Genomic DNA, 26,014 nt, shown 5'->3' on the forward strand with positions numbered 1-26,014 from the left:
GTCGCCAATCTAACCGAATCGGTCAGCCCGCGACGGGTTCGCGACGGCGGGCTTCCCGCTCGATCGCCCGGTCCCGTGCGGCCTCGAACTTGCAGGCCCGGATCTCCAGTTCGTCGACGAAGTCGCCGATCAGATCGCGCATGCGGGCGGCCTCACCGGTGAAGTCCGTGCGATCGAGGAGCTTCCACTTGCGCAGCACCGGCACCACCACCGCGTCGCGGTGCTGACGCAGGTCGTAGATGCCGTTCTTGGCCATCAGGACGGCGTCGCGGCGGAAGTGCGGCAGGCTGGCGCCGGGCATCTGGAAATTGGTCAGCACGGCGTGGATGGCGGTCAGTGCCTGCGCCGGTGCGACGTCGATCGCCGCGCCCAGGATGTTGCGGTAGAACAGCATGTGCAGGTTCTCGTCCGCCGCGACCCGGGCCAGCATCCGGTCGGCGATCGGATCGTTGCAGACCTCCGCGGTGTTGCGGTGGCTGATCCGGGTGGCCAGTTCCTGGAAGGTCACGTAGCTGACCGAGAGCAGCATCGAGTTCATCCCGGGTGCGAATCCGTGTTGCATCTGCGTCATCCGCAGGTCCTCGAGTTCCACCGGATCCACACCTCGGGTCACCGTGAGGTAGTCGCGCAGCACGATCGAGTGCCGGGCCTCCTCCGCGGTCCAGCGGTGCACCCAGAAGCCCCAGGCACCGTCGAGCGAGAAGTTCTCCGCGATCTCGCGGTGGTAACTGGGGAGGTTGTCCTCGGTGAGCAGGTTCATCACCAGCGAGGCGCGGGCCACCGGAGAGAGCTCGGACTGTCCTTCGTTCCAGTCCTCACCTCCAAGAGCGGCGAAGTCCCGACCGCGGCTCCACGGAACGTAGTCGTGCGGATGCCACTGAACCGCCTGCCCCATGTGCCGATCGACCTCGCGTTCAGCGGTGTCGGAGAGCTCGTGGAGCAGTTCCAGATCGGTCAAGTCAGTCATGGTGCCCACCCTGCTCCGATAGCATCGCGGTGAGCAGTGGCGATCGTCCCCGAAGTGGTCCTGGAACCGGTTCTGGCGGCGCATCGCCGCAGGTAGGGACCACCGTACCGGCTCAGTAGGGACGTTTGTCCTAGATCCATCGGCGATCGTCCCTCCAGGGATGGTCAGGGGCCGGAACCGGCCTAGGGTGGGAGCCATGCCCTCGGTATTCCTCGTCGAAGACCATGAGATCGTCCGGCGCGGTCTGTCCGACCTCCTCGCCACCGACGGAACGCACACCGTCATCGGTGAGGCGGCGACGGTCCGTGAGGCGCTCGCCCGTATCCCGGCGGTGCGGCCCGACGTCGTCGTGGTCGATGTGCGCCTGCCGGACGGCTCGGGGATCGACCTGATCCGCGCGATCCGCGGGCAACTGCCCGGCCTGCCCTGCCTGGTGCTCACCTCCTACTCCGATGACGACGCCCTGCTGGACGCGATCACCGCCGGTGCGCAGGGCTACGTGCTCAAGCAAATCCGCGGCACTGAACTGGTCTCGGCGATCCGCACCGTCGCCAGCGGCGGATCACTGCTCGACTCGGCGAGCACCGCCCGGGTGCTGCAGCGGATCCGCCGGGCCGACGAGGTCACCTCGACCATGCCCGCAGGCCTCACCGGCCAGGAGGAGGCAGTACTCGAACTGCTCGCCGAAGGCCTGACCAACAAGCAGATCGCGGAGCGGATGTTCCTGGCCGAGAAAACAGTCCGCAACCACGTCACCGGCATCCTGGCCAAACTCGGGGTGGAGAACCGGGTCCAGGCCGCGCTGCGCGCGGCGCAGTGGCGCGACTCCGGCAGGTCCCGGCGATGACCGCCTCAGACCAGGGCGGCCCGCGCCTGCGGCCAGGCGTCCACCGCGGGGGTTCCGCGCTGCACCGCGCGCTCGGCCAGCAGCTTGCCCAGCAACCCGCACACGATGTACTCCCAGTCGAGGTCGTCGACCGCAGCGCTGGTGCGCACCTCGTTCCAGCGGGCCAACCGTCCGGTGTACGCGGCCTCGGCCAGATCGACGACCAGCGCTCGCACGTCGGAGCGTTCCAGGGGATCGGTATCGATGTCGTTCACGGGAACCAGATTCGCCGCCAGTACGCCGCCGCGCCAGGGGCTTTCGTCCCGACGGTGCTCCCGGTTGCGGGGAGCGCAGCCGGATGAGCGAACAGTGTGACGGCGAACACCGCACCGACGCCGACCTGCAGGACATCCTCAGCGCGGTGATGGTGGTGGCGCAGGGCTTGGAGCTGCCGGCCACCCTGCAGCGCATCGTCACCTCGGCGACCGCGCTGGTGGACGCCAGGTACGGCGCCGTCGGTGTGAGCAACGACGACGGTTCCCTCCAGGAGTTCATCTACGTCGGCGTCGACGCCGAGACCGCACAACTGATCGGCGATCCGCCCTGCGGCCAAGGCCTATTGGGCCACCTGCTCAAGGTGAAGCAGCCGGTGCGGATGGCGGAACTGTCCGAACACCCGTCGTCGGTGGGCTTCCCGCCGAACCACCCGCCCATGCACAGTTTCCTGGGCGCCCCGATCATCGTGGGCGGTGAGCTGTTCGGGTGCATCTACCTGGCGGAGAAGGAGGGCGGACGCGCGTTCACCGCCAGCGATGCGAAGGCGATCGAGATCTTCGCCGCCGCAACGGCAGTGGCGATCGACAATGCGCAGATGCACGCCGAGGCGCTGCGGCAGCAGGAACGGCTCGGCTCCTTGCAGGTGATCGAGGAGCGCGAACGTATCGGCCGCGATCTGCACGATCACGTGATCCAGCGGATCTTCGCCGTGGGACTGGGCCTGCAGGTGGCGCGCTCCAACGCGGGCGACGAGCCGATCCGGGAGCGGCTCGATGCGGTGATCGGCGAACTGGACCGCACCATCGCCGACATCCGCTCCACCATCTTCGAACTCTCCACCGGTCAGAGCGGTCTCCGGACCCGCCTGGTCCGGGCGGTGCGCTCGGTGGCGCACGGCGGCGAGCTCGCCGTCGACGTCGGCTTCTCCGGCCCGGTCGAGAGCGCTGTCGCCGATGAGGCCTTCTCCCGTGACGTGGAGGCAGTGGTCACCGAGAGCGTCTCGAACGCGGTGCGCCACTCCGGCGGCACCCGGATCTCGGTCACCGTGATCGCCAGCGGGGAGGCCGTCACCGTGGAGGTGGCCGACGACGGTTCCGGCATCTCCGACGGTGGCCGGCGCAGCGGACTGCTCAACCTCGCCAAACGCGCGGAGCTGCGCGGCGGGACCGTCGAGCTGCTTCCGGCCTCACCGGACGACGAGCGGCCCGGCACCGTGGTTCGGTGGTCGGTGCCGCGTCAGGCCTGAGCCGCACGGGTGGCGAGCGCGGCCACCGCCTGGTAGCCGCCGGCCAGGTCCGCCGCGCGGCGCAGGCCGAGATCGACGAGTGCGGCCGCCGCCAGCGAGCTGGCGTAGCCCTGAGAGCACATCACGATCCAGCGCACGTCCCAGCCGGTCGCCTCGGGGATCCGGGCATCGGAGGTGGGGTCGAGGCGCCATTCGAGGACGTTCCGCTCGATCACCAGAGCCCCGTCGATCTCACCCTCGACGGCACGCTGCGCGGCCGGACGGGTATCGACCAGGATCGCTCCCGCGTCGAGCTCGGCGCTCAGGTCGGCGGCCTCGACGCGGTCGATCCGATCGCGGGCCTCCGCGAGCAGGACGTCGACGCCGCGCCCGCCAGTGGGCCCCTCGGGCTCGTCCGTCAGTTCGGTGCGCACCCTGCGAAGGCTACCGGCGTCGGTGATCTCGTAGTAGGACATGGCGGTCAGCGGCGGGGAGTAGGCGTGCACCGACAGCGTGGGGGTGCCGGCGTGGCCGGAGGCCGCGTCCTGGGCGGCGGCGTCACGGGTCACATCGTGCACCCACCCGGCGTCGAAGAAGGCCTGCTCCCCCGGACCCAGGGTGCGCTCGCGCAGTGCCCCGCCGTCCCAGCTCAGTTCGTGCAGCGCACCGTCGACCACAATGAGCGCACCGAGTGAGCCGGCGTGATCGTGCAGCTCGGTGGAGCGCTCGGGCACCCAGCTGATCAGCCAGACGTCCACGTCGTCGTTACCGCTCAGCCGGGTCGCCCACCGCTCGTCGGCGGGCCACTGCTCGGGCAGCACCCGGTCGTAGTCGCCCCCGCGCACCTTGGCCGCCTCGGCGGCGGTCAGGGCCAGCAGGTCCACACCGCGATCGTTCATGTGGGCAATCATCTCATGCGGGTCCGGTGGTGGCGGAAGCCTTCGGATCAGCGGGAGCGAATCCTCACCGGACCAGTCCGACGCGCCGCAGCCACCCCGCGGCGACCTCCGCCGGATCCCGGCCGTCGATGTCGATCTGCCCGTTGAGCTCCTGCATCGTCTGCTCGGTGAGTAGGCGACTGACCCTGCCCAGGACGTCGGCGATCTGCGGGTGCCTGGCCAGTGCGTCGGTACGCACCTCGGGGACACCGTCGTACGGGAGGAAGAACCTGCGGTCGTCCTCCAGGAGCACGAGTCCGAGTTTGCGGATCCGCCCGTCGGTGGCGTAGACGTCGCCGGAGAAGCAGGCGCCGTCGTTGATCGCGGAGAAGATCACGCCCGCGTCCATCGTGGTCACCGTGCCGGGCGGGGTGCCGGTCCCCAGCGGAACCTGGTACTTCTCCAGCAGCCGGCTCAGACCGTCAGGCCGGGACTGGAACTCGGGGTCGACGCACAGGGTCCGCTGCTGCGGCGGCATCCGGAACAGGTCGCTGACGGTGCGCAGGTTCAGGCGCTGCTGCTGCGCGGGGGTCACGGCGAAGGCGTAGGTGTTGTTGAACGGGGCCGGGGTGAGTACCTGAAGGCCGTTGGCGCGTTCGGCGTCGCGCACCCGCCGGAACAGTTCCGCGGAATCGCTGATGGTCTCGGTCCTGCCGAGGTAACTGACCCAGATGGTTCCGGTGTACTCCCAGGACACGTCGGCGGCGCCGCTGAGCATTGCATGCCGTGAGGACATCGATCCGGGTGCATTGGTCAGGTCGGTGACCTCGGCGCCGGCGGCCTGCAGGATGGTGGTGGAGATCTTCCCCAGGAGCACGCCCTCGGAGAACGATTTCGAGGTGACGGAGATCTTCGCGCCGGCGAGTGGCCGCTGGCCATCGGCAGGTTCGGCGCGCACGAACCGCCCGGACGAGCTCTGCAGCCCGCACGCTCCGAGGGTGATCGCCAGTATCGCGACCAGCGCCGACGTGACCACGCGGCGCATCAGGCGCTCACTCCACGCAGACCGCGGGGGGTCAGCAGGTACTCGGCGAGCCGGGCCAGCCAATCGATGCCCAGCGCCAGCAGGGCCACCAGCGCGGCGCCGGTGAACAGCAGTGGCGGCAGGTACAGGGTGACGCCGGTGGTGATCAGCACGCCGAGCCCGCCCGCGCCGATGAACGTGCCGAGCGTCGCGGTGCCCACCAGGATCACCAGGGCCGTGCGCACGCCGTGCAGGATCACCGGCACCGACAGCGGCAGTTCCACTTTCAGTAGTGTGGTCAGTGCCGAGAACCCCTGCCCGCGTGCGGCTTCGATCACTCTGTCGTCGACCTGGCGCAGTCCGATGACGGTGTTCTGCAGGATCGGCAGCACCGCGTACACCACCAGTGCCGCCACCGCGGTGGAGAATCCGGTGCCGAACCACATTGCGAACAGCACCACCATGCCCAGGACGGGAGCGGCCTGGCCGATGTTCGCCAGACCGACGATCACCGGCGAGATCCGCGCGAACCGCCTGCGGGTGACCAGGATTCCCAGTGGTATGGCGATGAGCACCACCAGGACGGCGGAGACCACTGTCAGTCGCACGTGCTCGAACACCGATGCGGCCAGCTTCGGCCAGGCGAGTTGGACCTGCTCGGACTCCGAGAAGTCCTGTGCGGCGTGCCAGATCAGGTAGCCGACCACGCCGGTGAGCACCAGCACCGGCTCGATAATCAGGTCCAGCGGCACCCGGCCGGGCGAGCGGGTGACGGTGTCGGTGGCGGCGGTCACGGCGCCGCCCGGTAGGTGTCCGCGGCCTGTTCCGGATTCGCCAGGGCCTGGCGTTCCCGGATGCGCCCGGCCACCTGTTCGATGGTCAGCGCTCCGACCACCTTGCCCCGTCCGGTGATCAGCACACCGCCCTGGCTCGCGGCGAGCATGACGTCGAGGGCGTCGGCGAGGGTCGCCGTCCGCTCCACCACGGGGAGCCGCTGGTCCAGGTAGGTGGAGACCTCGGGCTTACTGAGCACCTCGGCCACCGACGGCCAGGCCCGCGGCCGCTCCTGATCGTCGACCACCACCACCCAGTTCAGCCGGGCGGCGCGGGCGCGCGCGGCCACCTCGCTCGACGGCTCCCCGGGCCGGGCGAACACCAGAGGAGCGCTGGGGATCTCGGTGACCGTACTCAGTGTCAGGTGGCGCAGGGTGGCACCCGATCCCACGAACTCCTCGACGAACGCGTTCGCCGGCGCGGTGAGGATCTCCTCCGGGGTGGCGAACTGCTCGATGGCGCCGCCCTCGGAGAGGATCAGCACCCGGTCCCCCAGCTTGATCGCCTCGTCCACGTCGTGGGTCACGATCACCACGGTCTTGCGCAGTTCCTCCTGAATGGCGAGCAGTTGGTCCTGCAACCGCACCCGGGTGATCGGATCGACGGCGCCGAAGGGCTCGTCCATCAGCAGCACCGGCGGGTCGACGGCCAGCGCCCGGGCCACGCCGACGCGTTGCTGCTGACCGCCGGACATCTCCTTGGGGAACCGTCCGCGGAAGACCTTCGGCTCCAGGCCGACCAGGTCCAGCAGTTCGGTGACCCGCTCGTGGGTGCGCTGTTTGTCCCACCCCACCAGACCCGGTACCGCGGCGACGTTCCGCTCCACGGTCCAGTGCGGGAACAGCCCACCGGCCTGCACCACGTAGCCGATGCCCTGCCGGAGCTCGTCGGCGTCGGCGGTGGTCACATCCCTCCCGCCGATCTCGATCCGGCCCGAGGTGGGCTGGATCAGGCGGTTGATCATCTTGAGAGTGGTGGTCTTGCCGCAGCCGGACGGGCCGACGATGGCCACCGTCTCACCCGCTTCGATGGTGATGGACAACTCGCGCACGGCCGGCTCGTGCTGACCGCGATAGCGTTTGACCACCTTGTCGAGCTTGATGGAGGTACCGGTGGCTTCGGTCATCGCAGTCCCTTCGAGACGGTCACCCGGCCCAGCAGGACCAGCGCACCGTCGAGTACGAGCGCTACGGCCACCACCAATGCGGTGCCGACCAACGCGGATTCGAGCGCCCCCGCACCGCCGAGACGGACCAGGCCGGAGAAGATCAGCGATCCCAGGCCGGGACCGAGCACGTAGGCCACCACGGTGGCGACACCGACCACGAGCTGCGTGCTGACCCGGATTCCGGTGAGGATCACCGGCCAGGCGTTGGGCAGCTCGACGGTGGCCAGCACCCGCCAGCGCGGCATCCCGAGCCCGCGAGCGGCCTCGACCAGGGTGGCCGGGACGGCCTGGAGTCCGACGATCGCGCTGGTCAGGATGGGGAGGGTGGCATAGAAGGCGAGCATCATGACCGACGGCGTGACACCCAGTCCGAATGCCAGCAGGAGCAGGGCAAGTAGCGCCAGTGAGGGCACCGTCATTCCGACCGAGGCGATCGCCGTGGCCAGCGCGGCACCTGCGCGGGTGCGGTAGACCAGTGCCGCGATCACCAGCGCGATCACTGCCGCGACCAGCACGCATTGGACCACCAACGAGGTGTGCTGGTAGGTCAGGAAGGCGAGCTGCCCGCCACGACCCTCCAGGAATCGTCCGAGGTCCACCTCTACGAACCTACAGATGTTGCCCGGCTCGTGCGCGATTCGCGTCACACCGGTTCGAATCCCGGACCGGCCGGTATCCGGTCATGGAGCAGCCGGCGGCCCGTGGCCGCCGGCTGCGAAGATCTACTCAGGCTCAGCCGATCGGCTCGGGCATCCGCGCGACCCGGTACCGGCAGTCGAGGGTGTTGCCGGTCGCCGGATCACCGAGCTCGACCCGCCACTGGTCGACGAACTGGTTCACGCCCTCCAGCATGGAGATCGTGCCGGAGATGAGCACGGTGCCGCGCTTGCGCAGGCCGCGTTCGGCGAGCACGTCGAGCCAGTACCCGGGGGTGAGGAGATCGCCCATGGTCCCGTCCTGGATCAGGGTCTCCTCGGAATCCCCGGTGCCGACCCAGGCGCGCATGGTGATCGCGTCGATCCGGTCCGCGACATCGGTCAGTCGCCAGGCCTTCTCCGAGAGCACGTCCGGCGAGGCGTTCTTGCTCCACGCGACACCGTGACGTTCGAGCTCACGATCGGTGTGGTCGCACGCGGCCACCAGCAGAACGTCCTCGTCCCGATCGCCGAGCAGCACGATGCCCCATTCGGCCTCGCCGGAGGTGCGGCCGTGCTGTACGTCGACCTGATCCGTCTGGCGGGCCAGATAGGGGGAGACCGGGTACACGGTCGGGGTGGTCTGCGGCGCCGGAACTCCGAGTTCGGCGAGTTCGGCGATGTGGTGTTCCACCTCGGCCTGGTCACGGCCTGCGTAGCCCGCGTTCAGCACGTTCAACACCTCGACGGTCTCGGTGGAACCATCGGGCAGCGTGAAGGTCAGCATGGAAGTCGCTCCTCGTTACAAGATTGTTTCTGAAAGCGCCCCGCGGTTGCGCATACCTCTTGTATACATCAAGTATGGAGCGGGTACAACGCGAATGCGATGATTGGAAGGAGCTCCCCGTGAGCAGTGAAACGAGCGCGCCGCCGGACAGGAAAAGCCTGTTCAAGGCGTTTGCGGCCAGCCTTACCGGCACCGCGTTGGAGTGGTACGACTTCGCGATCTACTCCGCCGCCGCGGCACTGGTGTTCCCGGTGGTCTTCTTCCCGAGCAACGATCCCATGACGGGAACGCTCCTCGCCTTCTCCACCTATGCGGTGGGTTACGTGGCCCGTCCGCTGGGCGGATTCGTCTTCGGCCGACTCGGCGACATCATCGGCCGCAAGCAACTGCTGGTGATCACCCTGCTGCTCATCGGTGTCACCACCTTCTTGATCGGACTCATCCCCTCGTACGCGAGCATCGGCATCACCGCGCCGAGCCTGCTGGTGATGATGCGGTTCGCGCAGGGCGTCGCGGTCGGCGGCGAATGGGGCGGAGCCGTGCTGCTCTCGAGCGAGTACGGCAACCCCGCGCAGCGCGGCTTCTGGTCGTCGGCGGCCCAGATCGGACCGCCCGCCGGCAACCTGCTCGCCAACGGCACCCTGGCCCTGCTGACCCTGTCGCTATCGGACCAGCAGTTCGAGGAGTGGGGCTGGCGAATCGCCTTCCTGCTCTCCGCGGTTCTGGTCGGATTCGGCCTGTGGATCCGCCTGCGCCTAGAGGACACTCCGGTGTTCAAGGCACTGCAGGCGTCCGGTGAGCGGGAGGCGGCACCGGTCGGTGCGGTGTTCCGCACCCAGGCCCGCCCGCTGGTGGCCGCCGTGATGTCCCGCATCGCACCCGATGTGATCTACGCGCTGTTCACGGTTTTCGCGATCACCTACGGCGTGAAGAAGCTCGGCTTCGACCGCAGCGAGGTGCTGATCGCCATCCTCGTGGGCTCGGCCTTCCAACTCGGCCTGATCCCGCTCGCGGGTGCGATCTCCGACCGGATCAACCGCCGCCTGGTCTACGGTGTCGCAGCTGTGGGCGGCGTGATCTGGACTCCGATCTTCTTCCTGCTGATCGGCGGCAGCTCGATGGCGACGCTGATCCCCGGCATCGTCGTGGGCCTGGCGTTCCACTCCTTCATGTACGGCCCGCAGGCGGCGTTCGTCACCGAGCAGTTCCAGGTGCGGCTGCGATCGACCGGCAGTTCCCTCGCCTACACCATCGCCGGCGTCTTCGGCGGTGCGCTCGCGCCGCTGATCTTCACCTTCCTGCTGGACCGGACCGGTTCGTGGGTCCCGGTCTCGATCTACATCGCGGTGGTCGGTGCGGTCACCCTCGCCGGTCTCGCCCTGGGCCGCGACCCCGACCGGGCCGAGGAGCAGGAGTCCGCGAAGCTGGTCGGGACTCCGTGATCGCGGCTAAGCCCGCAACAGCACCTGCAAAGTGACTTCAAGATGATCGTCGATGCTCCGATGCACCGCAGCCTCGTCGCCGCTGTCCAAGGCGTCGACGATGGCCGCGTGCTCGGAGCACACGGCGTCGAAGCGGGCGGACGAGGTGGACAGCGCGGCGAGGCCCGCCCGCATCTGCCGGGTACGCAGGCTCTCGTAGGTCCGCGAGAGCAGGTCGTTCCGGGCGGCGTCGACCAGGATCTGGTGGAAGCGACTGTCGAGGTCGATGAACTCCCTCGCGGCGGTGTCGGTCTCATCGCCCACCAGGGCCCGCTGTTCGGACCACAGGCTGCGCATCTCCGCCACCGGCGCCGTGCCGCTGCCGAGGACGGTCGTGGCGGCGTGGCGTTCGAGCGCACCCCGCAGGTCCATGAGTTCGGTGAGCTGGCGCCCCGACATCGCCGGCACCAGCGCGCCGCGCTGAGGCACCATCTCCACCAGTCCCTCGGCCTCGAGCCGGAGCAGGGCCTCGCGCACCGGTGTGCGCGAGACACCGATCCGGGTTGCGATCTGCTGTTCGTTGAGGAACGCACCCTCGAGAGTGGGGGAGGTCAGAATCTGGTTGCGCAGGAAGGCGTAGGCCTTCGCCCGGCCCGACAGTCGCTGCATACGTAATGTATACACCGCTTCGGCGGTCCGTTTTGATTTTCCACAGAGGTGAACAGTATGTCTACGCTCACAATTTCACTGGCGCAGGTCAACAGCTCCGCCGACCCGGCCGAGAATCTCGAGATCATCGATCGGAAATCGGCCGCCGCAGCGGCCGCCGGCGCCGCAGTCGTCGTCTTCCCCGAGGCGATGATGCGTTGCTTCGGAGTCCCCCTGGCCGAGATCGCCGAGGAGGTCGACGGTCCGTGGGCCACGGCGGTGCGACGGATCGCGCACCGCGACGGCATCACCATCGTGGCCGGGATGTTCACCCCCGCCGACGGCGATCGGGTGCGCAACACCCTGCTGGTCACCGGTCCAGGCGTCGAGGGCGCCTACCACAAGATCCATCTGTACGACGCGTTCGGCTTCGCGGAATCGGACACCGTGGCACCCGGCGACCAGCCGCTCGTTGTCGAGATCGGCGGGATCACCGTCGGTTTCGCGACCTGCTACGATATCCGTTTCCCCGAGCTCTTCCAGACGATGGCCGACCGCGGCGCCGAGATCATCGTGGTGTCGGCCTCCTGGGGTGCCGGACCCGGGAAGATCGACCAGTGGCAGGTGCTCGCCCGTGCCCGTGCGCTGGACTCCACCTCCTTCGTCGTGGCCTGCGGGCAGGCCGATCCCGCTGCCGGAGGTGCCGAGGTGACCGGATCGGCGCCGCTCGGCGTCGGACACAGCGTGGTCGCCGGACCCACCGGCGAGGTGATCGGCGCCCTGGGCGGGGCCGTCGGCGACCTGCTGGTCGAGATCGACACCGACGTCCTCGGGCGTACCCGGGCGGCGCTGCCGGTGCTCGCGAACCGCCGCCGGATCGACTGACGCCGGGGGCCGCCCGAGTCCGGGCGGCCCCACCGACGAGCACGCGTCAGTCACGCACGGGCGAACCCGTCCGCTACCGCCAGTGCCTCGTCCACCACATCGAGCGCCGTCCGCAGCACATCGTCAGCGATGTTCAAGGCCGGCACCACATGGATACGGTTGAAGTTCGCGAACGGCAGGACGCCACCCGCCCGGATCGCCGCGACCACCCGGTCCATCTCCGCGGACGAACCGCCGTACGGAGCGAGCGGTTCCTTCGTCGCCCTGTCCTTGACCAGCTCGATCGCCCAGAAGCAGCCCAGACCGCGAACGTCACCGACGGACGGGTGCTCGGACCTCATCCGCTCCAGCCGCGGCCCGATCACCTCCTCACCGAGCCGTCGCGCGTTCTCCACCATCGCCTCGTCGGCCATCGCGTTGATCGTCGCCACCGCCGCCGCCGTGGCCAGCGGATGACCCGAGTACGTCAGCCCCCCGGGGTAGGCGCGGTCGTTGAAGGTCTCGGCGATCTCCGGGGAGATCGCCACGCCCCCGAGCGGCACGTAACCGGAGTTCACCCCCTTGGCGAAGGTGACCAGATCGGGAACCACGCCGAAGTGCTCGACGGCGAACCACGCGCCCGTCCGGCCGAAGCCGGCCATCACCTCGTCGGCGATGTAGACGATCCCGTACCGCGTGGCCAACTCCCGCACCCCCGCGAGGTAACCGGGTGGCGGCGTGTAGATCCCGGCCGTACCCGGCACCGATTCGACGATGATCGCGGCGAACGATTCCGGGCCCTCCAGCAGGATGAGGTCCTCGAGATGACGCAGTGCCCGCTCGGTCTCCTGCTCGGGCGACTCGGATCCGAAGTAGGAGCGGTACGGGTAGGCCGGCATGAAGTGCACCACGCCCTCCGCCGAGTAGTCGTTGGCGAAACGCCTCGGGTCTCCGGTGATGTTCACCGCCAGTTGCGTGCCCCCGTGGTAGCTCCGGAATGCCGCCAGCACCTTCCGCCGCCCGGTGTGCAACCGAGCCATCCGCACCGCGTGCTCGACGGCATCCGCCCCGCCGTTGGTGAAGAAGATCTTGTTCAGTTCACCCGGAGTCCGCTCGGCGATCAGCCGGGCCGCTTCCGAGCGCGCCGCGTTCACGTACTGCGGCGCGATCGTGCAGATGTCGCGGGCCTGGTCCGCGACCGCTTCCACCACCCGGGGATGCTGATGGCCGATATTGGTGTTGACCAGCTGGCTGGAGAGGTCGATCAACCTGCGGCCGTTCCCGTCCCACACGTACGAGCCCTCGGTCTTGACGATCGTGGTGGGATCGAACCGCCCTTGCGCCTGCCAGGAGTGGAAGACGTGCGCGCGATCGAGCTGATACGCCCGGCGGCCCTGTTCCAGCAGTTCCGGGGCGATATCGGAGTCCCGCACCGTCGTAGTACTCGCAGTCATCACGCTCTCCGTTCTCAGTCGTTCTGCGGGAAGCCGAGGTTGATACCGGCGTGACTGGGGTCCTGCCATCGGGTGGTGACCACCTTGCCCCGGGTGAAGAAGTGGAACCCCTCCGCGCCGTAGGCGTGGGTGTCACCGAACAACGAGGCCTTCCACCCGCCGAAGGAGAAGTACGCCATGGGAACCGGGATCGGCACGTTGATACCCACCATGCCCACCTGCACCTCGTTCTCGAACCGCCGCGCCGCGCCACCGTCGTTGGTGAAGATCGCCGTCCCGTTGCCGTACGGATTGCGGTTGATCAGCGCCAGGCCGTCGTCGTAGGAATCCACGCGCACCACCGACAGGACCGGGCCGAAGATCTCGTCCCGGTAGATGCTCATGTCCTCGGTGACGTCGTCGAACAGCGTGGGGCCCACGAAGAAGCCGTCACCGTCGGCATCGAACTGGTCGTAGAACTGGCCCGGACGGCCGTCCACCACGAGCCGTGCGCCCGCCGCCACACCCTGCTCGATGTAGTCCGCCACCTTGTCCCGATGGGCCGCGGTGATCAGCGGCCCCATATCGGTGCCGCGGGTGCCGTCCCCGGTGCGCAGGCCGCGCGCCCGCTCGGCGATCCGGGCGACCAACGGGTCGGCGATCTCCCCCACCGCCACCAGAGCCGAGATCGCCATGCAGCGTTCTCCCGCGGCGCCGAAGCCCGCGTTGACGGCGGCGTCCGCGGCGAGATCGAGATCCGCGTCCGGCAGCACCAGCATGTGGTTCTTCGCGCCCCCGAGCGCCTGGACGCGCTTGCCCCGCGCGGTGCCGCGCTCGTAGACGTACTGGGCGATCGGCGTGGATCCGACGAAGGAGACGGCCTTCACACCGTCGTGGTCGAGGAGGGCGTCCACTGCCTCCTTGTCGCCGTGGACCACGTTGAAAACGCCGTCGGGAAGGCCCGCCTCCTGCCACAGCTGGGCCAACCAGTTCGATGCGGACGGATCCTTCTCGCTCGGCTTGACGATCACGGTGTTGCCGGACGCGATCGCGATCGGGAAGAACCACAGCGGCACCATGGCCGGGAAGTTGAACGGTGAGATGATCGCGACCGGGCCCAGGGCCTGCCGCTTGGAGTGGACGTCGACACCGGTCGAAGCGCTCTCGCTGAAGCCGCCCTTGAGCAATTGCGCCGCACCACACGCGACCTCGACCACCTCCAGTCCGCGCGCGATCTCCCCGAGGGCGTCGTCGAGAACCTTGCCGTGCTCGCGGGTGATGATCTCCGCCAGCTCGTTCTTGCGCGCGTTGAGCAGCTCGCGGAAGGCGAACAGCACCGAGGTCCGCTTCGCCAGGGAGGTGGCGCTCCAGCTCTCGAAGGCGCTCGCCGCGACCGCCACGGCGGCGTCGACCTGCTCCGCCGAGGCCATCGCGACCTGTCCGGTCACCCGGCCGGTGGCAGGGTTGGTCACGTCCGCGACGCGGCCTGCGGAGTCCGCGGTGACCCGGCCCCCGATCCAGTGGCCGGTCACCGTCTCACGCTGAGCTTCGGTCGTCGTCATCGAATTCCTCCCATCGGCGAGGGCGCACGGCGCGCCTGTCGTTCCCCCGATACTGGCGGTCCGCAGCTCACCGCACCGCCTGCATTCTGTAATGAGACGACCTCTAGGCATTTACACTCTGTGAATGATCCTGTCGGTCCGCGACGTGCTCGAACTACCTGTCTTCGCCGACTCCGCAGTCGAACTGGTGACCGGTGGCGACGCGCTCGACACACCGGTTCGCTGGGTACACGTCTCCGAGCTGCTGGAGACCGCCGCACTGCTCACCGGCGGCGAACTGATCCTCAGCACCGGTCTGATGATCGGCGCCGACGTCGAAGCCGCGGCCCGGCACCTGGCCCAGTTGCAGCAGGCCGGTGCCGCCGGGATCATCGTCGAGCTCCCGGCGGGACGCGAACCGACCCGCAGCGCGCTCCGCCGAGCCGCCGCCGAAACCACCGTCCCCGTGGTCATCCTGCACAACCAGACCCGGTTCGTGGATGTGACCGAAGCGGTGCACCGGCTGATCGTCGCCGACCAGCTCGAACAACTGGAGGCGAACCGCCGGATCCACGAACTGTTCACCGACCTGGCGCTCCGCGGCGCCGCACCGGAGCGGATCGTCAACGCAGCGGCGGAGCTGTTGGGAGCCACCGTCGTCCTGGAGGACCCCAGCGGCACCGTGGTCGCCTTCGGTTCGGCTCCGGATGCGGCCGAGCACCCCTCGCGCCCGCCCGCCGGCGCGGCTCCCGAGTGCGCGGACGGCGGCCCTACGGAGGTCGTCGCGCTGGTCTCGGTGCGCGAGGCCGCCTGGGGCCAGCTCCGAGTCACCAGACGGGCGGACGCCACCGCACGGCACGTCGCCGAACGAGCGGCGCAGGCGATCGCGCTGCACCTGATCGCAGAACGCGACGACAAGGACCTCGCCGCGCTGGCGCAGTCGACGTTCCTGGCGGACGTCTCGGCCGGAGAACTCGAACCCGCACAGGTCGACGAACAGGCCACCGCGCTCGGACTCACCCACCGCGGCGCCATCGTGCCCCTGGTGCTGCACTGGTCCGGCTCGGTGGGGCCGCTGGAGGCCATGCGCCGCGAGCGACGCCTGCGCGAGGTGATCTCCTCCGCTGTCCGACGGTGCGGTGCATCGGCACTGGTGGGCCGGGTGGGTCCGGATTCGGTGGCCGTGATCGTCGCGGCCGCCACCCGGCCGGCCGGGATCGAGCCGGTGATCGACTGCATCGCCGCCGACGTGACCGCCGCACACCTCGACGCCGAGCCCGCCCCGCTGTGGATCGGGGCCGGCCCGGCGGCCACTGCAGTGCACGTCGCAGCAGCGGGTCTGGCCGAAGCAGGCCACGTCGCGGCCGCTGCCGCCGGTCTGGGCACCGGTACTCGGAACTGGTTCCGCTCCAGCGATGTCCGGCTGAAAGGTCTGGTGGCGCTGCTCGCCGACGAACCCCGTGTCACCGCCTTCGCCACCTCCGAGCTCGGTCCCCTGCTCGCGCCCGAGCGCCGCGACGACCTGGCGGTGATCCGCGCGCTGACCCGCTCGGGCGGCTCGAAATCCGGTGCGGCCGAGGCCCTCTACCTGTCCCGTCCGGCGCTCTACCACCGGATCGCCCGCCTGGAACGCGAGTTGGGCGTCTCCCTCAGCGAACCGGGCTCCCTGCTGTCCTTGGGGGTCGCGGTGCTGGTGGCCGACACGCTGAACGACTGACCGTCAAACGTCGAGTCGTGGCCACGCCGGACGTGACGATTCGGCTTCGACGGCGGCGCCCAGGCGGAACGGAAGCAACTCGTCGAGCGGCTTGCCCACCAACTGAACGCCGATCGGAGTGCCGTCACCCGCCATTCCCGCGGGTACCGCGAGCACCGGACACCGATTGCACACGTTGAACGCGCTCGTCAGGTGCGCCTGCCAGTAGTGCCGCAGGTGGATCGACTGCTCTCCAGGCGCATCGATCCCGTCGAGGTAGTCGCCGTCCGCGGTCAGCGAGGTGACCGCGGACACCGGGCACACCAGCGCGTCCACCGGTTCCATCACCGCTGCGAGTTCGGCCTGGATCCGGGCCTCGGCCCGGACGCACTCGTAGTGCGACATGGCCCGGGCCGCCTCGGCGGCGTCCTCGATGAATCTGCTGGTGTAGGCCGCCACCTGCGGCCGGCGTCCGCCGGGGCCCACCGCCTCCGCGGCCAACGCCGGCCCGAGCAGATGCCCGAAGTGCGCGAACGTGACCTCGCGGATCCGCTCGCTCGACCACGGCAGCTCCACCTCCTCCACCCGGGCGCCGCGCTCGCGCAGGGCCTGCCCCACACGCTCGGTGGCGGCGCGCACCTCGGGGTGCACCGGAACGTCGCGCATCCCGGTCGCCAGCCCGACGCGGACCCCGGTGAGCGACGACCCGCACTGCTCCAGGGCGGCGGAGAGGTCTCCGGGCGCTCCCCAGCTGAAGTGGTCACCACGATCGTGGCCGGACATCACATCCGCCAGCAGTGCGGTGTCCGCGACGGTCCTCGCCATCGGCCCATCACCGCGGTAGGTGTCGGCACTCAGCGGCGGAGTGCCCGGGATCCGGCCGTACGGAGCCTTGTAACCCACCGTCCCGGTGAATCCCGCTGGCACCCGGGTGGAGCCGGCGATATCGCTCGCGGTCGCCAGGGTGGCCATTCCGGCCGCCAGTGCCGCCCCCGCTCCACCGGACGAGCCACCCGGTGAAGCCCTGAGGTTCCACGGGTTGCGGGTCACACCCCACAGGGGTGAGTGGGTCACCGTCGCGCAACTGAACTCGGGTGTAGTGGTACGTGCGTGCACGATTCCGCCCGCCGCCCGGATGCGGGCGACCACCGGATGGTCCCGCACCGCCATCCGGCCGCGGCGCGACAACAGCCCCAGTTCCAGGGTGCGACCACCGATGGCGTGCTTCTCCTTGGTGGCCACCGGAATACCCAGCAGTGCCGGTATCGGATCACCGGTGCGGCGCGCCGCGGTGACGATGTCTGTGGCGGTGCGTGCTCGTCGCATCGCCTCGTCGTACAGGATCTCGGTGAACGCGTTGATCCCCTGCTCCCGGCTTCCGTTGACCGCGGCGATCCGCGCCAGGACGGCCCGCATCGCCTCCTCGGGAGTGAACCGCCCGGCGAGGTACCCCGAGCGCAGTTCGGTGGCGGACACCAGGCACAACTGCGGTGTTGCGGCGATCATCGCGAACTCCGCTACCGCCGCATTCCCGCTGCGACACCGTCGAGTTCGCCCCCGGCGAGTCGCGCCACCACCGCGGTGAGAGCGTGCACGCCGGACACCATGTCCGCATCCGAGGTGAACTCGCGCTCGCAGTGCGACACCCCGTCGGCCGAGGGGATGAACAGCATGACCGTGGGAACGATGCGGTTCATCGCAACGGAGTCGTGCCCGGCCATCGTGCGCAGCCTGCGCACGCTCAGTCCCGCATCGGCGGCGCACTTCTCGGCGAGCTCGATCCCCTCGACCGGGTAGAACTGACGTTCCCTGATGTCCACGTCGGTCACCTCGATCCGCACGTCGTACCGGGCCGCCACCTCAGCGATCTCCCGCCGCAGTCGGTCGCGGGCCGCGAGAACATCGCTCTTGCGTTCGGCCCGCAGATCGGCGACCAGGTGCACGCGGCGCGGCACCACGATCGGGGAGTTCGGCTCGACGGTCATCCGGCCGACCGACGAGACCAGTGACTCCGGTTCGGCGACCTCGGTCACGCGGTGGACCAGCAGGATCACCTCGCTGGCGGCGACGAGTGCATCGCGCCGATCGGCCATCGCGGTGGCACCGGTGTGTGACTGTTCACCGATCACCTCGATGTCGAGCTTCTGCGTGTGCCAACTGAAGTCGACCGCACCGAGATCGACGCCCTCCCGTTCGAGGATCCTGCCCTGCTCGATGTGGATCTCCGCATACGCGGCCACCTCCGGCCGCGGGTCCGTGCCCAGTGCCCCGATCGACGTCATCGCTTCCCGCACGGACACCCCGGCGAGGTCCTCGACGTCGAGCATCTGTTCCTGGTCCATCAAACCGGCGAACACCGAGCTCCCCATGATCGAGGGGGCGAACCGTCCGCCCTCCTCGTTGAACCAGTCCACGACCGCGATGTTGTACTCGGGCGCCACGGGAACCGCGGACTCACGCACCTGCCGCTGGTACCTGTCTGCGGCGTGCAGGGCCGCGATCACACCGTACGCACCGTCGAACCGGCCGCCCAGCGGCTGCGAATCCAGGTGCGAGCCGATCATCACGTAGGGAGCCCCGGGTACCAGTTCGACGAGGGCGAACAGGTTTCCGATCCCGTCACTGCGCGTCTCCCAGCCGCGCCGGGCGGCGAACTCGCAAAACCACTGCCGCATCTCGCGGTCCTCCTCGGTCCCGGCCTGCCGGTCGACACCGCCGGCGGCGGTGGCACCGATAGCGGCAACCTGGTGGAAGTCCGCGAGGAAGGTCTGGTCGGTGGAAGCGGTGTCGGCGGGAGGTGGGGTGTTCACAGGATTCCTTTCACAGTCGGTTCGGTATCGGCGGTGCTCACAGCGGAGCGTGCCTGGTCTCGGGTACCGGGGTCAGCAGCAGCAGTGCCAGGACGACGGCCGCAGCGGCGGCCATGTAGACGCCGGACGCCGCACTCGCTCCGGTCATCCCGACCAACCAGGTACCGACGAACGGAGCGGTTCCGCCGAACAGGGCGTAGGCGGTGTTGTAACTGATCGCAGCGCTGGTGAATCGAGTGCGCGTGGTGAAGATCTCGACGAAGAAGGTGTAGCAACCGCCACCGTAGACGGTGATCGGCAGCACGAACAGCATCTGGCCGAGGATCGCCATCGCCAGGCTTCCGCTGGTGACCAGCGCGAAGCACGGTACCGCCAGGACCGCGATGGCGAGGCTGCCGGTGATGAGCATGGGCTTGCGCCCGAATCTGTCGCCGAGCCGGCCGGTCAGCGGAAGCAGAACGGTGTACAGCGACATGGCCGCCGCATTCGCGATGAGCGACTGCTGTTGAGTCAGGCCACCGGTGGTCTTGACGTAGGTGACGAAATAGCCTGAGAGGAAGTAGAAGCCCATCGCGGTGAGCCCCATCACGAAGATCACCTGCAGCATCTGCAGGCCGTTCTGGGAGATCGCCTCCCGCAGCGGTGTCGACTCACGACGCTCCGCCCGCGCCAAGGTCTGCCGGAAGGCGTCGGACTCCTCGGTGCGCAACCTGATCCACAGTCCGACCACTGCGAGCGGCGCGGCCAGCAGGAACGGGATCCGCCAGCCCCACTGACTGAACGCATCCGACCCCATCGCAGCGGTCAGGGCCAGGATCAGGGCGCCGCCGAAGACCGACGGCAGGGCTGTGGCGGCGATGGTGGTGTTCAACCATGCACCACGACGTTCGATCGGTGCGTGCTCGTAGGTGAAGGTGGGCGCTCCGACCGATTCCCCGCCCGCGGAGAAGCCCTGCAACAACCGGCAGATGACCAGCAGGACGGGGGCCGCGACACCGATGCTCCCGTACGTCGGGAGCAGTCCGATACAGGCGGTGGCACCGCCGATCGTGAGCAGCGTGGCGAACAGGACGTTGCGGCGTCCGATCCGGTCGCCCAGGGCGCCGAAGAAGAGCCCGCCCAGTGGCCTGATGACGAACGCCGCCCCGAAGGTGGCGAACGTGGCGAGCAGCCCGGCCAGCTCGTTGTGCGACGGGAAGAAGTTGCGGGCCAGCACCACGGCCGAGAGGCCGTAGAGCGCGAAGTCGTAGAACTCGATGAACTGCCCGATCGCGCCGCCCGCCAGCACGCGGCGCTGCATCGGGGTGGCTCGGGTGGGCGAGCCGGTCACTGCTGCGCGGCTTGCGGTTTCACGGTGGGTTGCGGTCATGCGCGCCACGCTAGGGACGCGACTTTTCCGGACCGTCGCGCTCGAGTTGCGGCCGGCACCCGGCATGTGACGTTCATGAATCGTGCCGGTGATTCCTCGCAGACACGGCACGCCGCGGTTAACACATCGCTCATCGATGACCTCTTCCTACGGATCCGGAGACCTCCACCGGGGGCTCACGCCGCTGCCGTAGCGGTGGTGGAGGACACTCACCCTCCAGCATGGTGAGCCGGATCACAGAAATCCAACGAATGATTTTGCTTGCTGTCATCGATTCGATCGATGGATATGGGTCAGCCGGCTCCGTACAGCGTGCGGCACACCGTCGCGAAGGCACGTGCGCGCCGCGTGGGTGCTCCGACCGGCGGGAACATCAGCATGACTCGAATGGGCAGCAGGTCCTCCACGATGCGCAGGGGAACCACCGAGCCACCCGAGGCCGTCACATCGTGATGCAGGCGCTGGTTGAGGACGGAGTAGCCGTGGCCACGGGCGACGAAGGACCGTACCGTTTCGTAACCCGACGCCCGATGCCGCACGTTGGGCTCGATACCCAAATGCCGGAACAGCGACAGGAAGTACTCGCGCGACTGCGGTGCGTCGAACAGGACGAAGGGCTCATCGGCCAAGGAGCGCAGTGAGACCTCGGCATCCGGATTGTTCGCCGCGGGGTGATCCGGGCAGACGATCACGTGCGGCGCGATCGTCTCCACCACCTGGGTTCCGGGTGTGGCGAGCACCCCCATGTCGTACATCAGAGCGACCTCGCACTGCCCCTTGGCAAGAGCGCTGCGCAGGCCGTCCTGATCGGCCTCCAGGAAGGTCACCCGCACACGCGGATGGGCCCGCTCGAACGCCTGCAGAATCACCGGGGCGCGGAAGGCCGCCAGCGGCGCGAACATCCCCACAGTCATCTCGCCGTCGAGTTCGTCGCCCTCGTCGCGGACCGTCGCGATCAGCGATCCGGCGTCCTCGAGCAGTGCGATGGCACCGGATCGCAGCCGCTGTCCCGCGGCGGTCAGTTCCAGGCCGCGGCGGGCGAGCCGGACGAACAGCGCCTGGCCCATCTCGTGCTCGAGTTGGGCGATGGCGGCCGAGACGGTGGATTGGGTCACCGACAACTTCCGCGCGGCGGCGGTCATACTCCCGGCCTCCGCGACGGCCACGAAGTAGCGCAGTTGGGTCAGCGTGAAGTCAGCTGCCACGAGCACTCCTCACCGGGCGCGCAGGATCAGCCCTTCGCCATGTCCACGAAGCGACTGTAGTGCAGCTGGTGCGCGACGGTGACCGTGGCGGTGGGGCCGGCGCGGTGCTTACCGAGGATGAAGTCGGCCTCACCGGCACGCGGATCGTCACGCTCGTAGGCGTCGGGCCGATGCACCAGGACCACCATGTCGGCGTCCTGCTCCAGCGAGCCGGACTCACGGAGATCGGCCACCTGCGGCTTCTTGTCGGTCCGCTGCTCGGGGCCACGGTTGAGCTGCGCGACGGCGATCAGCGGCACCTCGAGCTCCTTGGCCAGCAGCTTGAGTTGGCGGGAGAACTCCGAGACCTCCTGCTGGCGGGATTCGACCTTCTTACCGGAGGTCATCAGCTGCAGGTAGTCGATCACGATCAGCTTGAGATCGTGGCGCTGCTTGAGCCGGCGGGCCTTGGCCCGGATCTCCATCATGGTCAGGTTCGGGGAATCGTCAACGAACAGCGGCGCCTCGGAGATCTCCGACATCCGGCGCGCCAAGCGGGTCCAGTCGTCGTCGGTCATCTTGCCCGAGCGCATGTCCGCGAGCTTGATCCGCGCCTCTGCGGAGAGCAGGCGCATCACCACCTCGGTCTTGCTCATCTCCAGGCTGAACAGCGCACCGGCCATACCGTTGGCGATCGAGCAGGAGCGCAGGATGTCCAGCGCTACCGTCGACTTACCGGCACCCGGCCGGCCGGCGACGATGATCATCTGACCGGCGTGCAGGCCGTTGGTCAGCGCGTCGAAGTCGGTGAAGCCGGTGGGCACCCCCATGCTGACACCGCCACGGGAGGCGATGGCGTCGATCTCGTCCATGGTGGGCTGGAGCAGTTCTTCGAGGACCACGTAGTCCTCGGAGGCCTTGCGCTCGGTGACGTCGTAGACGGCGGCCTGTGCACGGTCCACGACCTCGGCGACATCGGCGCCGTCGGACCCGGAGTAGCCGTACTGCACGATGCGGGTCCCGGCCTCCACCAGCCGCCGCAGGATGGCCTTCTCGGCGACGATCTCGGCGTAGTAGCCGGCGTTGGCGGCGGTAGGCACGGTGGAGATGAGGGTGTGCAGGTAGGGCGCGCCGCCGACCCGCTTGAGCTCGCCCTTGCGGTCCAGGGTGGCCGAGACGGTGACGGCGTCGGCGGGCTCTCCGGCGCCGTAGAGATCGAGGACCGCGTCGTACACGGACTGGTGCGCAGGGCGGTAGAAGTCACCCGGGCGGACCACCTCGATCACATCGGCGATGGCGTCCTTGGAGAGCATCATCGCCCCGAGCACCGACTGCTCGGCGGCGATGTCCTGCGGGGGCTGACGGCCGAAGTCCTCAGCCGGGGGCGCGGACGAGGTGGGCTCCGCCCGGTCGGCGGCGCTCGGGGTGAACTCCTGCTCGTCCGTGATCGACACCCGACCGCCTCTCCTCGCGACCGCCGCGCCCCGATGGGACGTGCTGGTCTTGGTTCCTGTGTTGCATGTCTATCGCTACGGGCCGACAGGTTTTCCGGCCCTCTGTACCCGCGCCCGGCGATGCCCGTGAACGCTAGGCCCTGCGCCGCCGGGCGCAAAGCCCGACTGTGGACCGATCTGTGGAGCGCCTGTGCACGATGCGAGGTCACGGTGGGGACGCCGGTGTGGACCGATGGGGAAAACCTGTGGAGACACCGAATCGGACACGACATTCTCCCTGGTCACCGCCCTTCGGACGTCCCACACTCCTGTGGAACAAGATTGCTCCGCGTGTCGCACTGATCTGACATTCGGGCGTGTCGTGGGTGAACCGCAGGACACCTCGGGGTGAAAAACCAGCTGACGTTGTCGGACGCCGTCCGAAGACGTCTGCCACTACCTGCACCTTTGCATCCGCCAGGTCGAACTCAGCTGTCTCATCGCACTCTCAGGACGTAGTCTGAGGCTGCACTCAGCAACGCGGAAGGACGCCCGATTGAACACCTCCACGATCTCGGCTCGCACTGCCGGCGTCGCGGTCGCTGTCGCAGCCGCCGCCGTCTGCTCGGCCGGCCTGGTCGCCGCCGCCCCTGCTCCGGCTCCGGCTCCGGCTCCGGCCCCTGCCCCTGCACCTGCACCTGCACCTGCACCGAAGCCGGCCACCGCAACGGCGACCTGCACCAGCCCGAACCCCATGTTCGTGCTCGGCGGTGACGTTCTGACCTGGAAGGTGACCGCCAGCGTCACCGAGAGCGGAACGATCCGGGTCGGCGCCACCGGCAACGCCGGAGCCCGCGACCTGGTGCTCAGCCAGTTCGCCTCCACCGCGACGCTGTCCTGGAACAACACCACCAGCGGCAAGTTCGGCAGCGCCAAACTGCGCGGCACCGGCCCGCTCCCCACGCTCGCCGACACTCCGATCGTCACCGGCAAGGGATCGGTCACCTTCAACGTGGTGATCAAGGCGGGTGCGGGCACTGAGTGGATCGGCACTCAGACCAGCACGCCGTGCGTCGGCACCATCGCGGTCTGATCCGCATCCCCCTCCCACCCCCGAACACGCAGGAGCCCCCACCGCCGTGCTGGCGATGGGGGCTCCTGGCGTACTGCGGGACTTACGCCGAGACGGTGAGCGCGAACTTCGCGCGGACGTCCGGGTGCAGGACCACGACGACGGGGAAGGACCCGGTCGACTTGATGTGGCCCTCGGGCAGCTCGATGCTGCGCTTGTCGACGACGGGGCCGCCTGCTGCCTTGAGCGCGGCGGCGACGTCGGCTGCGGTGACCGAGCCGAACAGCTTGCCGGACTCAGCGGTCTTCACGGTCAGCGAGACGCTCTCGAGGCCCTCGATGGCCTGCTTGAGCTCGTTGGCGTGATCGAGGCCGCGCACGCGCTTGGCCTCCTGGCTGCGGCGGATGCCCTCGACCTGCTTCTCGGCACCACGGGTGGCCACGATGGCCAGGCCGCGGGGCAGCAGGTAGTTGCGGCCGTAGCCGTCCTTGACCTCGACGGTGTCGCCGGGGGCGCCCAGGTTGTCGACGTCGGCGGTGAGGATGAGCTTCATTTCTTCATCCCTCCTTAGCGGGTCGTCGACGTGAACGGCAGCAGAGCCACCTCACGCGCGTTCTTGACGGCGATCGCGATGTCGCGCTGGTGCTGAACGCAGTTGCCCGTCACGCGACGGCTGCGGATCTTGCCCCGCTCCGACAGGAACCGACGCAGCAGCGTGGTGTCCTTGTAGTCGATCTTGGTGTTCTTCTCCTTGCAGAACGTGCACGCCTTGGCCTTGACGGCCTTCTCGACGCGCACCTTCCGGCCATTGCCCTTACCGGCCATGGTGTTGGTACTCCTTGATGAGGTCTTCCGGGCGCTCCCGGTGTTCGGGGTTCACGCGCCGATCACGGTGTTCGATGCGGGATCAGAACGGCGGATCGTCGTTGCCGCCGCCGAAGTTGTTCCCGGCCGCGGGGGCACTGCCCCACGGATCGTCCTGTGGCTGGTTCTGGCGCGGAGCCTGCTGAGCGGACTGGCTGTAACCGCCACCGCCGCCCTGCTGGCCGCCACCGAAACCGCCGCCGCCACCGCCGCGCGGGGTGCGCGTCGGCTTGGCCGTCGCATACTTCAGGGAGGGGCCGATCTCGTCGACCTCGAGTTCCACGACCGTGCGCCGCTGGCCCTCGCGATCGTCGTACGACCGCTGCTTGAGCCGGCCGGAGACGATGACGCGCGTGCCCTTGGTGAGCGATTCGGCGACGTTCTCGGCCGCCTCACGCCAGATGTTGCAGCGCAGGAACAGCGCCTCGCCGTCCTTCCACTCGTTGGTGTTCCGGTCGAAGGTGCGGGGCGTGGACGCGACGGTGAAGTTGGCCACGGCCGCCCCGGACGGGGTGAAGCGCAGCTCCGGATCCGCCGTGAGGTTTCCGATGACCGTGATGACCGTCTCGCCTGCCATGGTTCTCTCCCTGGTTTCGTGTGCGACTAGTTCTGTCGCTGCACCTTAGTGCGAAGCACCGACTCGTTCAGCTTCAGCTGACGATCGAGCTCGCTCACGGTGGCAGGCTCAGCGGTCAGATCGATCACCGCGTAGATGCCCTCGGAGTTCTTGGAGATCTCGTACGCCAGGCGGCGCTTTCCCCAGATGTCGATGTTCCCGACCGATCCGCCGTCCTTGCGGACCACGTTCAGGAAGGTCTCCAGCGAGGGTGCGACGGTGCGCTCATCCAGGCTCGGATCCAGGATCACCATCAGTTCGTAATTACGCATGGGCTTTTCGCCTCCTCCTATGGACTATGCGGCCGCGGACTCTCCGCGGCAGGAGTGTTGCCGGTCCGGCAACCGGTTCAGAGTACCCCAGTGCTCCCCACCTGCGAAATCAGCGCACGCCCGCGAACCCCGGCGCATCTGCCGAAAACCCGTACGGAGATAGAGAACGTT

General features: G+C 68.7%; 26 protein-coding genes and 1 pseudogene. 6 read left to right on the plus strand and 21 right to left on the minus strand.

Annotated features, from left to right (window positions below; all coding sequences use genetic code 11):
• Positions 1 to 22: 22 nt before the first annotated feature.
• Positions 23 to 967, minus strand: coding sequence for an acyl-ACP desaturase (locus ACYVHG_RS14755; RefSeq protein WP_461168232.1), 945 nt, complete (start codon positions 965 to 967; stop codon positions 23 to 25).
• A 196-nt stretch (positions 968 to 1,163) separates the two neighbouring features.
• Between ACYVHG_RS14755 and ACYVHG_RS14760 the strand changes: the two genes are divergently transcribed.
• Positions 1,164 to 1,814 carry a response regulator gene (locus ACYVHG_RS14760; RefSeq protein ID WP_461168233.1) on the plus strand — a complete coding sequence of 217 codons (651 nt, stop codon included), beginning with the start codon at positions 1,164 to 1,166 and terminating at the stop codon, positions 1,812 to 1,814.
• A 5-nt stretch (positions 1,815 to 1,819) separates the two neighbouring features.
• On the opposite strand, the gene ACYVHG_RS14765 is transcribed toward ACYVHG_RS14760, so the two are convergent.
• Positions 1,820 to 2,068 carry a hypothetical protein gene (locus ACYVHG_RS14765; protein WP_461168234.1) on the minus strand — a complete coding sequence of 83 codons (249 nt, stop codon included), beginning with the start codon at positions 2,066 to 2,068 and terminating at the stop codon, positions 1,820 to 1,822.
• An 83-nt stretch (positions 2,069 to 2,151) separates the two neighbouring features.
• Here ACYVHG_RS14765 and ACYVHG_RS14770 point away from each other — a divergent pair, with 83 nt between their 5' ends.
• The gene (locus ACYVHG_RS14770; protein ID WP_461168235.1) at positions 2,152 to 3,315 is read left to right on the plus strand and encodes a GAF domain-containing sensor histidine kinase; all 1,164 of its coding nucleotides are present in this window, start codon (positions 2,152 to 2,154) and stop codon (positions 3,313 to 3,315) included.
• Here the strand turns inward: ACYVHG_RS14770 and ACYVHG_RS14775 are convergent.
• The 7 genes and pseudogenes from ACYVHG_RS14775 to ACYVHG_RS14805 all read right to left on the minus strand — a co-directional run bounded on the left by ACYVHG_RS14775 (position 3,306) and on the right by ACYVHG_RS14805 (position 8,620).
• Positions 3,306 to 3,716, minus strand: coding sequence for a rhodanese-like domain-containing protein (locus ACYVHG_RS14775; protein ID WP_461168273.1), 411 nt, complete (start codon positions 3,714 to 3,716; stop codon positions 3,306 to 3,308). The two genes, ACYVHG_RS14770 and ACYVHG_RS14775, sit on opposite strands and share 10 nt — an antisense overlap.
• Positions 3,696 to 4,205, minus strand: a pseudogene (locus tag ACYVHG_RS14780) (cupin domain-containing protein); the annotation flags it as partial. The gene ACYVHG_RS14775 and the pseudogene ACYVHG_RS14780, both read right to left, overlap by 21 nt.
• 52 nt (positions 4,206 to 4,257) lie before the next feature.
• A complete protein-coding gene (locus ACYVHG_RS14785) occupies positions 4,258 to 5,217 on the minus strand; it encodes a glycine betaine ABC transporter substrate-binding protein (RefSeq protein WP_461168236.1) in 960 nt (319 codons plus the stop codon).
• Complete coding sequence (locus tag ACYVHG_RS14790; RefSeq protein WP_461168237.1) at positions 5,217 to 5,990, minus strand: ABC transporter permease; 774 nt, start codon at positions 5,988 to 5,990, stop codon at positions 5,217 to 5,219. Before ACYVHG_RS14790 ends, ACYVHG_RS14785 begins: the two co-directional genes overlap by 1 nt.
• Positions 5,987 to 7,156 (minus strand): ATP-binding cassette domain-containing protein, encoded by a 1,170-nt coding sequence (locus ACYVHG_RS14795; RefSeq protein ID WP_461168238.1) that lies wholly within the window; start codon positions 7,154 to 7,156, stop codon positions 5,987 to 5,989. Before ACYVHG_RS14795 ends, ACYVHG_RS14790 begins: the two co-directional genes overlap by 4 nt.
• On the minus strand, positions 7,153 to 7,797 hold the full coding sequence (locus tag ACYVHG_RS14800) for an ABC transporter permease (protein WP_461168239.1): 645 nt from the start codon (positions 7,795 to 7,797) through the stop codon (positions 7,153 to 7,155). Before ACYVHG_RS14800 ends, ACYVHG_RS14795 begins: the two co-directional genes overlap by 4 nt.
• 133 nt (positions 7,798 to 7,930) lie before the next feature.
• Positions 7,931 to 8,620: a DUF2848 domain-containing protein gene (locus ACYVHG_RS14805; RefSeq protein ID WP_461168240.1), complete on the minus strand. Its 690-nt coding sequence runs from the start codon at positions 8,618 to 8,620 to the stop codon at positions 7,931 to 7,933.
• Positions 8,621 to 8,739: 119 nt separating this feature from the next.
• Here ACYVHG_RS14805 and ACYVHG_RS14810 point away from each other — a divergent pair, with 119 nt between their 5' ends.
• Positions 8,740 to 10,062 (plus strand): MFS transporter, encoded by a 1,323-nt coding sequence (locus tag ACYVHG_RS14810; protein WP_461168241.1) that lies wholly within the window; start codon positions 8,740 to 8,742, stop codon positions 10,060 to 10,062.
• 6 nt (positions 10,063 to 10,068) lie between these two features.
• On the opposite strand, the gene ACYVHG_RS14815 is transcribed toward ACYVHG_RS14810, so the two are convergent.
• Complete coding sequence (locus tag ACYVHG_RS14815) at positions 10,069 to 10,710, minus strand: GntR family transcriptional regulator (RefSeq protein ID WP_461168242.1); 642 nt, start codon at positions 10,708 to 10,710, stop codon at positions 10,069 to 10,071.
• A 57-nt stretch (positions 10,711 to 10,767) separates the two neighbouring features.
• On the opposite strand from ACYVHG_RS14815, the gene ACYVHG_RS14820 reads away from it, so the two are divergent.
• A complete protein-coding gene (locus ACYVHG_RS14820; protein ID WP_461168243.1) occupies positions 10,768 to 11,574 on the plus strand; it encodes a carbon-nitrogen hydrolase family protein in 807 nt (268 codons plus the stop codon).
• Positions 11,575 to 11,624: 50 nt separating this feature from the next.
• Here the strand turns inward: ACYVHG_RS14820 and ACYVHG_RS14825 are convergent, their stop codons facing one another.
• Together ACYVHG_RS14825 and ACYVHG_RS14830 are read right to left on the minus strand one after the other, a co-directional pair.
• A complete protein-coding gene (locus tag ACYVHG_RS14825) occupies positions 11,625 to 13,007 on the minus strand; it encodes an aminotransferase class III-fold pyridoxal phosphate-dependent enzyme (protein WP_461168244.1) in 1,383 nt (460 codons plus the stop codon).
• Between the two features lie 14 nt (positions 13,008 to 13,021).
• Positions 13,022 to 14,548 (minus strand): CoA-acylating methylmalonate-semialdehyde dehydrogenase, encoded by a 1,527-nt coding sequence (locus ACYVHG_RS14830; RefSeq protein WP_461168245.1) that lies wholly within the window; start codon positions 14,546 to 14,548, stop codon positions 13,022 to 13,024.
• A gap of 124 nt (positions 14,549 to 14,672) precedes the next feature.
• On the opposite strand from ACYVHG_RS14830, the gene ACYVHG_RS14835 reads away from it, so the two are divergent.
• Positions 14,673 to 16,244, plus strand: a complete 1,572-nt coding sequence (locus tag ACYVHG_RS14835; protein WP_461168246.1) for a PucR family transcriptional regulator — start codon at positions 14,673 to 14,675, stop codon at positions 16,242 to 16,244.
• 3 nt (positions 16,245 to 16,247) lie between these two features.
• Here ACYVHG_RS14835 and ACYVHG_RS14840 read toward each other — a convergent pair whose 3' ends face one another.
• From ACYVHG_RS14840 to dnaB, 5 genes are all read right to left on the minus strand, one after another.
• Positions 16,248 to 17,729 (minus strand): amidase, encoded by a 1,482-nt coding sequence (locus ACYVHG_RS14840; RefSeq protein ID WP_461168247.1) that lies wholly within the window; start codon positions 17,727 to 17,729, stop codon positions 16,248 to 16,250.
• 11 nt (positions 17,730 to 17,740) lie between these two features.
• A complete protein-coding gene (locus ACYVHG_RS14845; protein ID WP_461168248.1) occupies positions 17,741 to 19,033 on the minus strand; it encodes a M20 family metallo-hydrolase in 1,293 nt (430 codons plus the stop codon).
• 37 nt (positions 19,034 to 19,070) lie between these two features.
• Positions 19,071 to 20,402 (minus strand): MFS transporter, encoded by a 1,332-nt coding sequence (locus ACYVHG_RS14850; protein ID WP_461168249.1) that lies wholly within the window; start codon positions 20,400 to 20,402, stop codon positions 19,071 to 19,073.
• Between the two features lie 293 nt (positions 20,403 to 20,695).
• The gene (locus ACYVHG_RS14855; RefSeq protein WP_461168250.1) at positions 20,696 to 21,607 is read right to left on the minus strand and encodes a LysR family transcriptional regulator; all 912 of its coding nucleotides are present in this window, start codon (positions 21,605 to 21,607) and stop codon (positions 20,696 to 20,698) included.
• Positions 21,608 to 21,633: 26 nt separating this feature from the next.
• Entirely contained in the window at positions 21,634 to 23,034 is a 1,401-nt protein-coding gene (gene dnaB, locus ACYVHG_RS14860) for a replicative DNA helicase (protein WP_461168274.1), read from the minus strand.
• Positions 23,035 to 23,575: 541 nt separating this feature from the next.
• On the opposite strand from dnaB, the gene ACYVHG_RS14865 reads away from it, so the two are divergent.
• On the plus strand, positions 23,576 to 24,112 hold the full coding sequence (locus ACYVHG_RS14865; RefSeq protein ID WP_461168251.1) for a hypothetical protein: 537 nt from the start codon (positions 23,576 to 23,578) through the stop codon (positions 24,110 to 24,112).
• A gap of 82 nt (positions 24,113 to 24,194) precedes the next feature.
• On the opposite strand, the gene rplI is transcribed toward ACYVHG_RS14865, so the two are convergent.
• The 4 genes from rplI to rpsF all read right to left on the minus strand — a co-directional run bounded on the left by rplI (position 24,195) and on the right by rpsF (position 25,843).
• A complete protein-coding gene (gene rplI / locus ACYVHG_RS14870; protein ID WP_461168252.1) occupies positions 24,195 to 24,644 on the minus strand; it encodes a 50S ribosomal protein L9 in 450 nt (149 codons plus the stop codon).
• A gap of 14 nt (positions 24,645 to 24,658) precedes the next feature.
• Positions 24,659 to 24,916, minus strand: coding sequence for a 30S ribosomal protein S18 (rpsR, locus tag ACYVHG_RS14875; RefSeq protein ID WP_068526176.1), 258 nt, complete (start codon positions 24,914 to 24,916; stop codon positions 24,659 to 24,661).
• An 82-nt stretch (positions 24,917 to 24,998) separates the two neighbouring features.
• Positions 24,999 to 25,532 carry a single-stranded DNA-binding protein gene (locus tag ACYVHG_RS14880; RefSeq protein ID WP_461168253.1) on the minus strand — a complete coding sequence of 178 codons (534 nt, stop codon included), beginning with the start codon at positions 25,530 to 25,532 and terminating at the stop codon, positions 24,999 to 25,001.
• 26 nt (positions 25,533 to 25,558) lie between these two features.
• A complete protein-coding gene (rpsF, locus tag ACYVHG_RS14885; RefSeq protein ID WP_461168254.1) occupies positions 25,559 to 25,843 on the minus strand; it encodes a 30S ribosomal protein S6 in 285 nt (94 codons plus the stop codon).
• Between the last annotated feature and the right edge of the window lie 171 nt (positions 25,844 to 26,014).

It is taken from the genome of Tsukamurella serpentis, assembly GCF_054780975.1.

Excerpts from the sequence above, each read along its gene's own strand:
- rplI (WP_461168252.1), bottom strand. The coding sequence starts at position 24,644 with ATGAAGCTCATCCTCACCGCCGACGTCGACAACCTGGGCGCCCCCGGC.
- ACYVHG_RS14825 (WP_461168244.1), bottom strand. The coding sequence starts at position 13,007 with ATGACTGCGAGTACTACGACGGTGCGGGACTCCGATATCGCCCCGGAA.
- ACYVHG_RS14850 (WP_461168249.1), bottom strand. The coding sequence starts at position 20,402 with ATGACCGCAACCCACCGTGAAACCGCAAGCCGCGCAGCAGTGACCGGC.
- ACYVHG_RS14760 (WP_461168233.1), top strand. The coding sequence starts at position 1,164 with ATGCCCTCGGTATTCCTCGTCGAAGACCATGAGATCGTCCGGCGCGGT.
- ACYVHG_RS14880 (WP_461168253.1), bottom strand. The coding sequence starts at position 25,532 with ATGGCAGGCGAGACGGTCATCACGGTCATCGGAAACCTCACGGCGGAT.
- ACYVHG_RS14830 (WP_461168245.1), bottom strand. The coding sequence starts at position 14,548 with ATGACGACGACCGAAGCTCAGCGTGAGACGGTGACCGGCCACTGGATC.
- rpsR (WP_068526176.1), bottom strand. The coding sequence starts at position 24,916 with ATGGCCGGTAAGGGCAATGGCCGGAAGGTGCGCGTCGAGAAGGCCGTC.
- ACYVHG_RS14755 (WP_461168232.1), bottom strand. The coding sequence starts at position 967 with ATGACTGACTTGACCGATCTGGAACTGCTCCACGAGCTCTCCGACACC.
- ACYVHG_RS14815 (WP_461168242.1), bottom strand. The coding sequence starts at position 10,710 with ATGCAGCGACTGTCGGGCCGGGCGAAGGCCTACGCCTTCCTGCGCAAC.
- ACYVHG_RS14820 (WP_461168243.1), top strand. The coding sequence starts at position 10,768 with ATGTCTACGCTCACAATTTCACTGGCGCAGGTCAACAGCTCCGCCGAC.
- rpsF (WP_461168254.1), bottom strand. The coding sequence starts at position 25,843 with ATGCGTAATTACGAACTGATGGTGATCCTGGATCCGAGCCTGGATGAG.
- ACYVHG_RS14805 (WP_461168240.1), bottom strand. The coding sequence starts at position 8,620 with ATGCTGACCTTCACGCTGCCCGATGGTTCCACCGAGACCGTCGAGGTG.
- ACYVHG_RS14840 (WP_461168247.1), bottom strand. The coding sequence starts at position 17,729 with ATGATCGCCGCAACACCGCAGTTGTGCCTGGTGTCCGCCACCGAACTG.
- ACYVHG_RS14795 (WP_461168238.1), bottom strand. The coding sequence starts at position 7,156 with ATGACCGAAGCCACCGGTACCTCCATCAAGCTCGACAAGGTGGTCAAA.
- ACYVHG_RS14785 (WP_461168236.1), bottom strand. The coding sequence starts at position 5,217 with ATGCGCCGCGTGGTCACGTCGGCGCTGGTCGCGATACTGGCGATCACC.
- ACYVHG_RS14770 (WP_461168235.1), top strand. The coding sequence starts at position 2,152 with ATGAGCGAACAGTGTGACGGCGAACACCGCACCGACGCCGACCTGCAG.
- ACYVHG_RS14835 (WP_461168246.1), top strand. The coding sequence starts at position 14,673 with ATGATCCTGTCGGTCCGCGACGTGCTCGAACTACCTGTCTTCGCCGAC.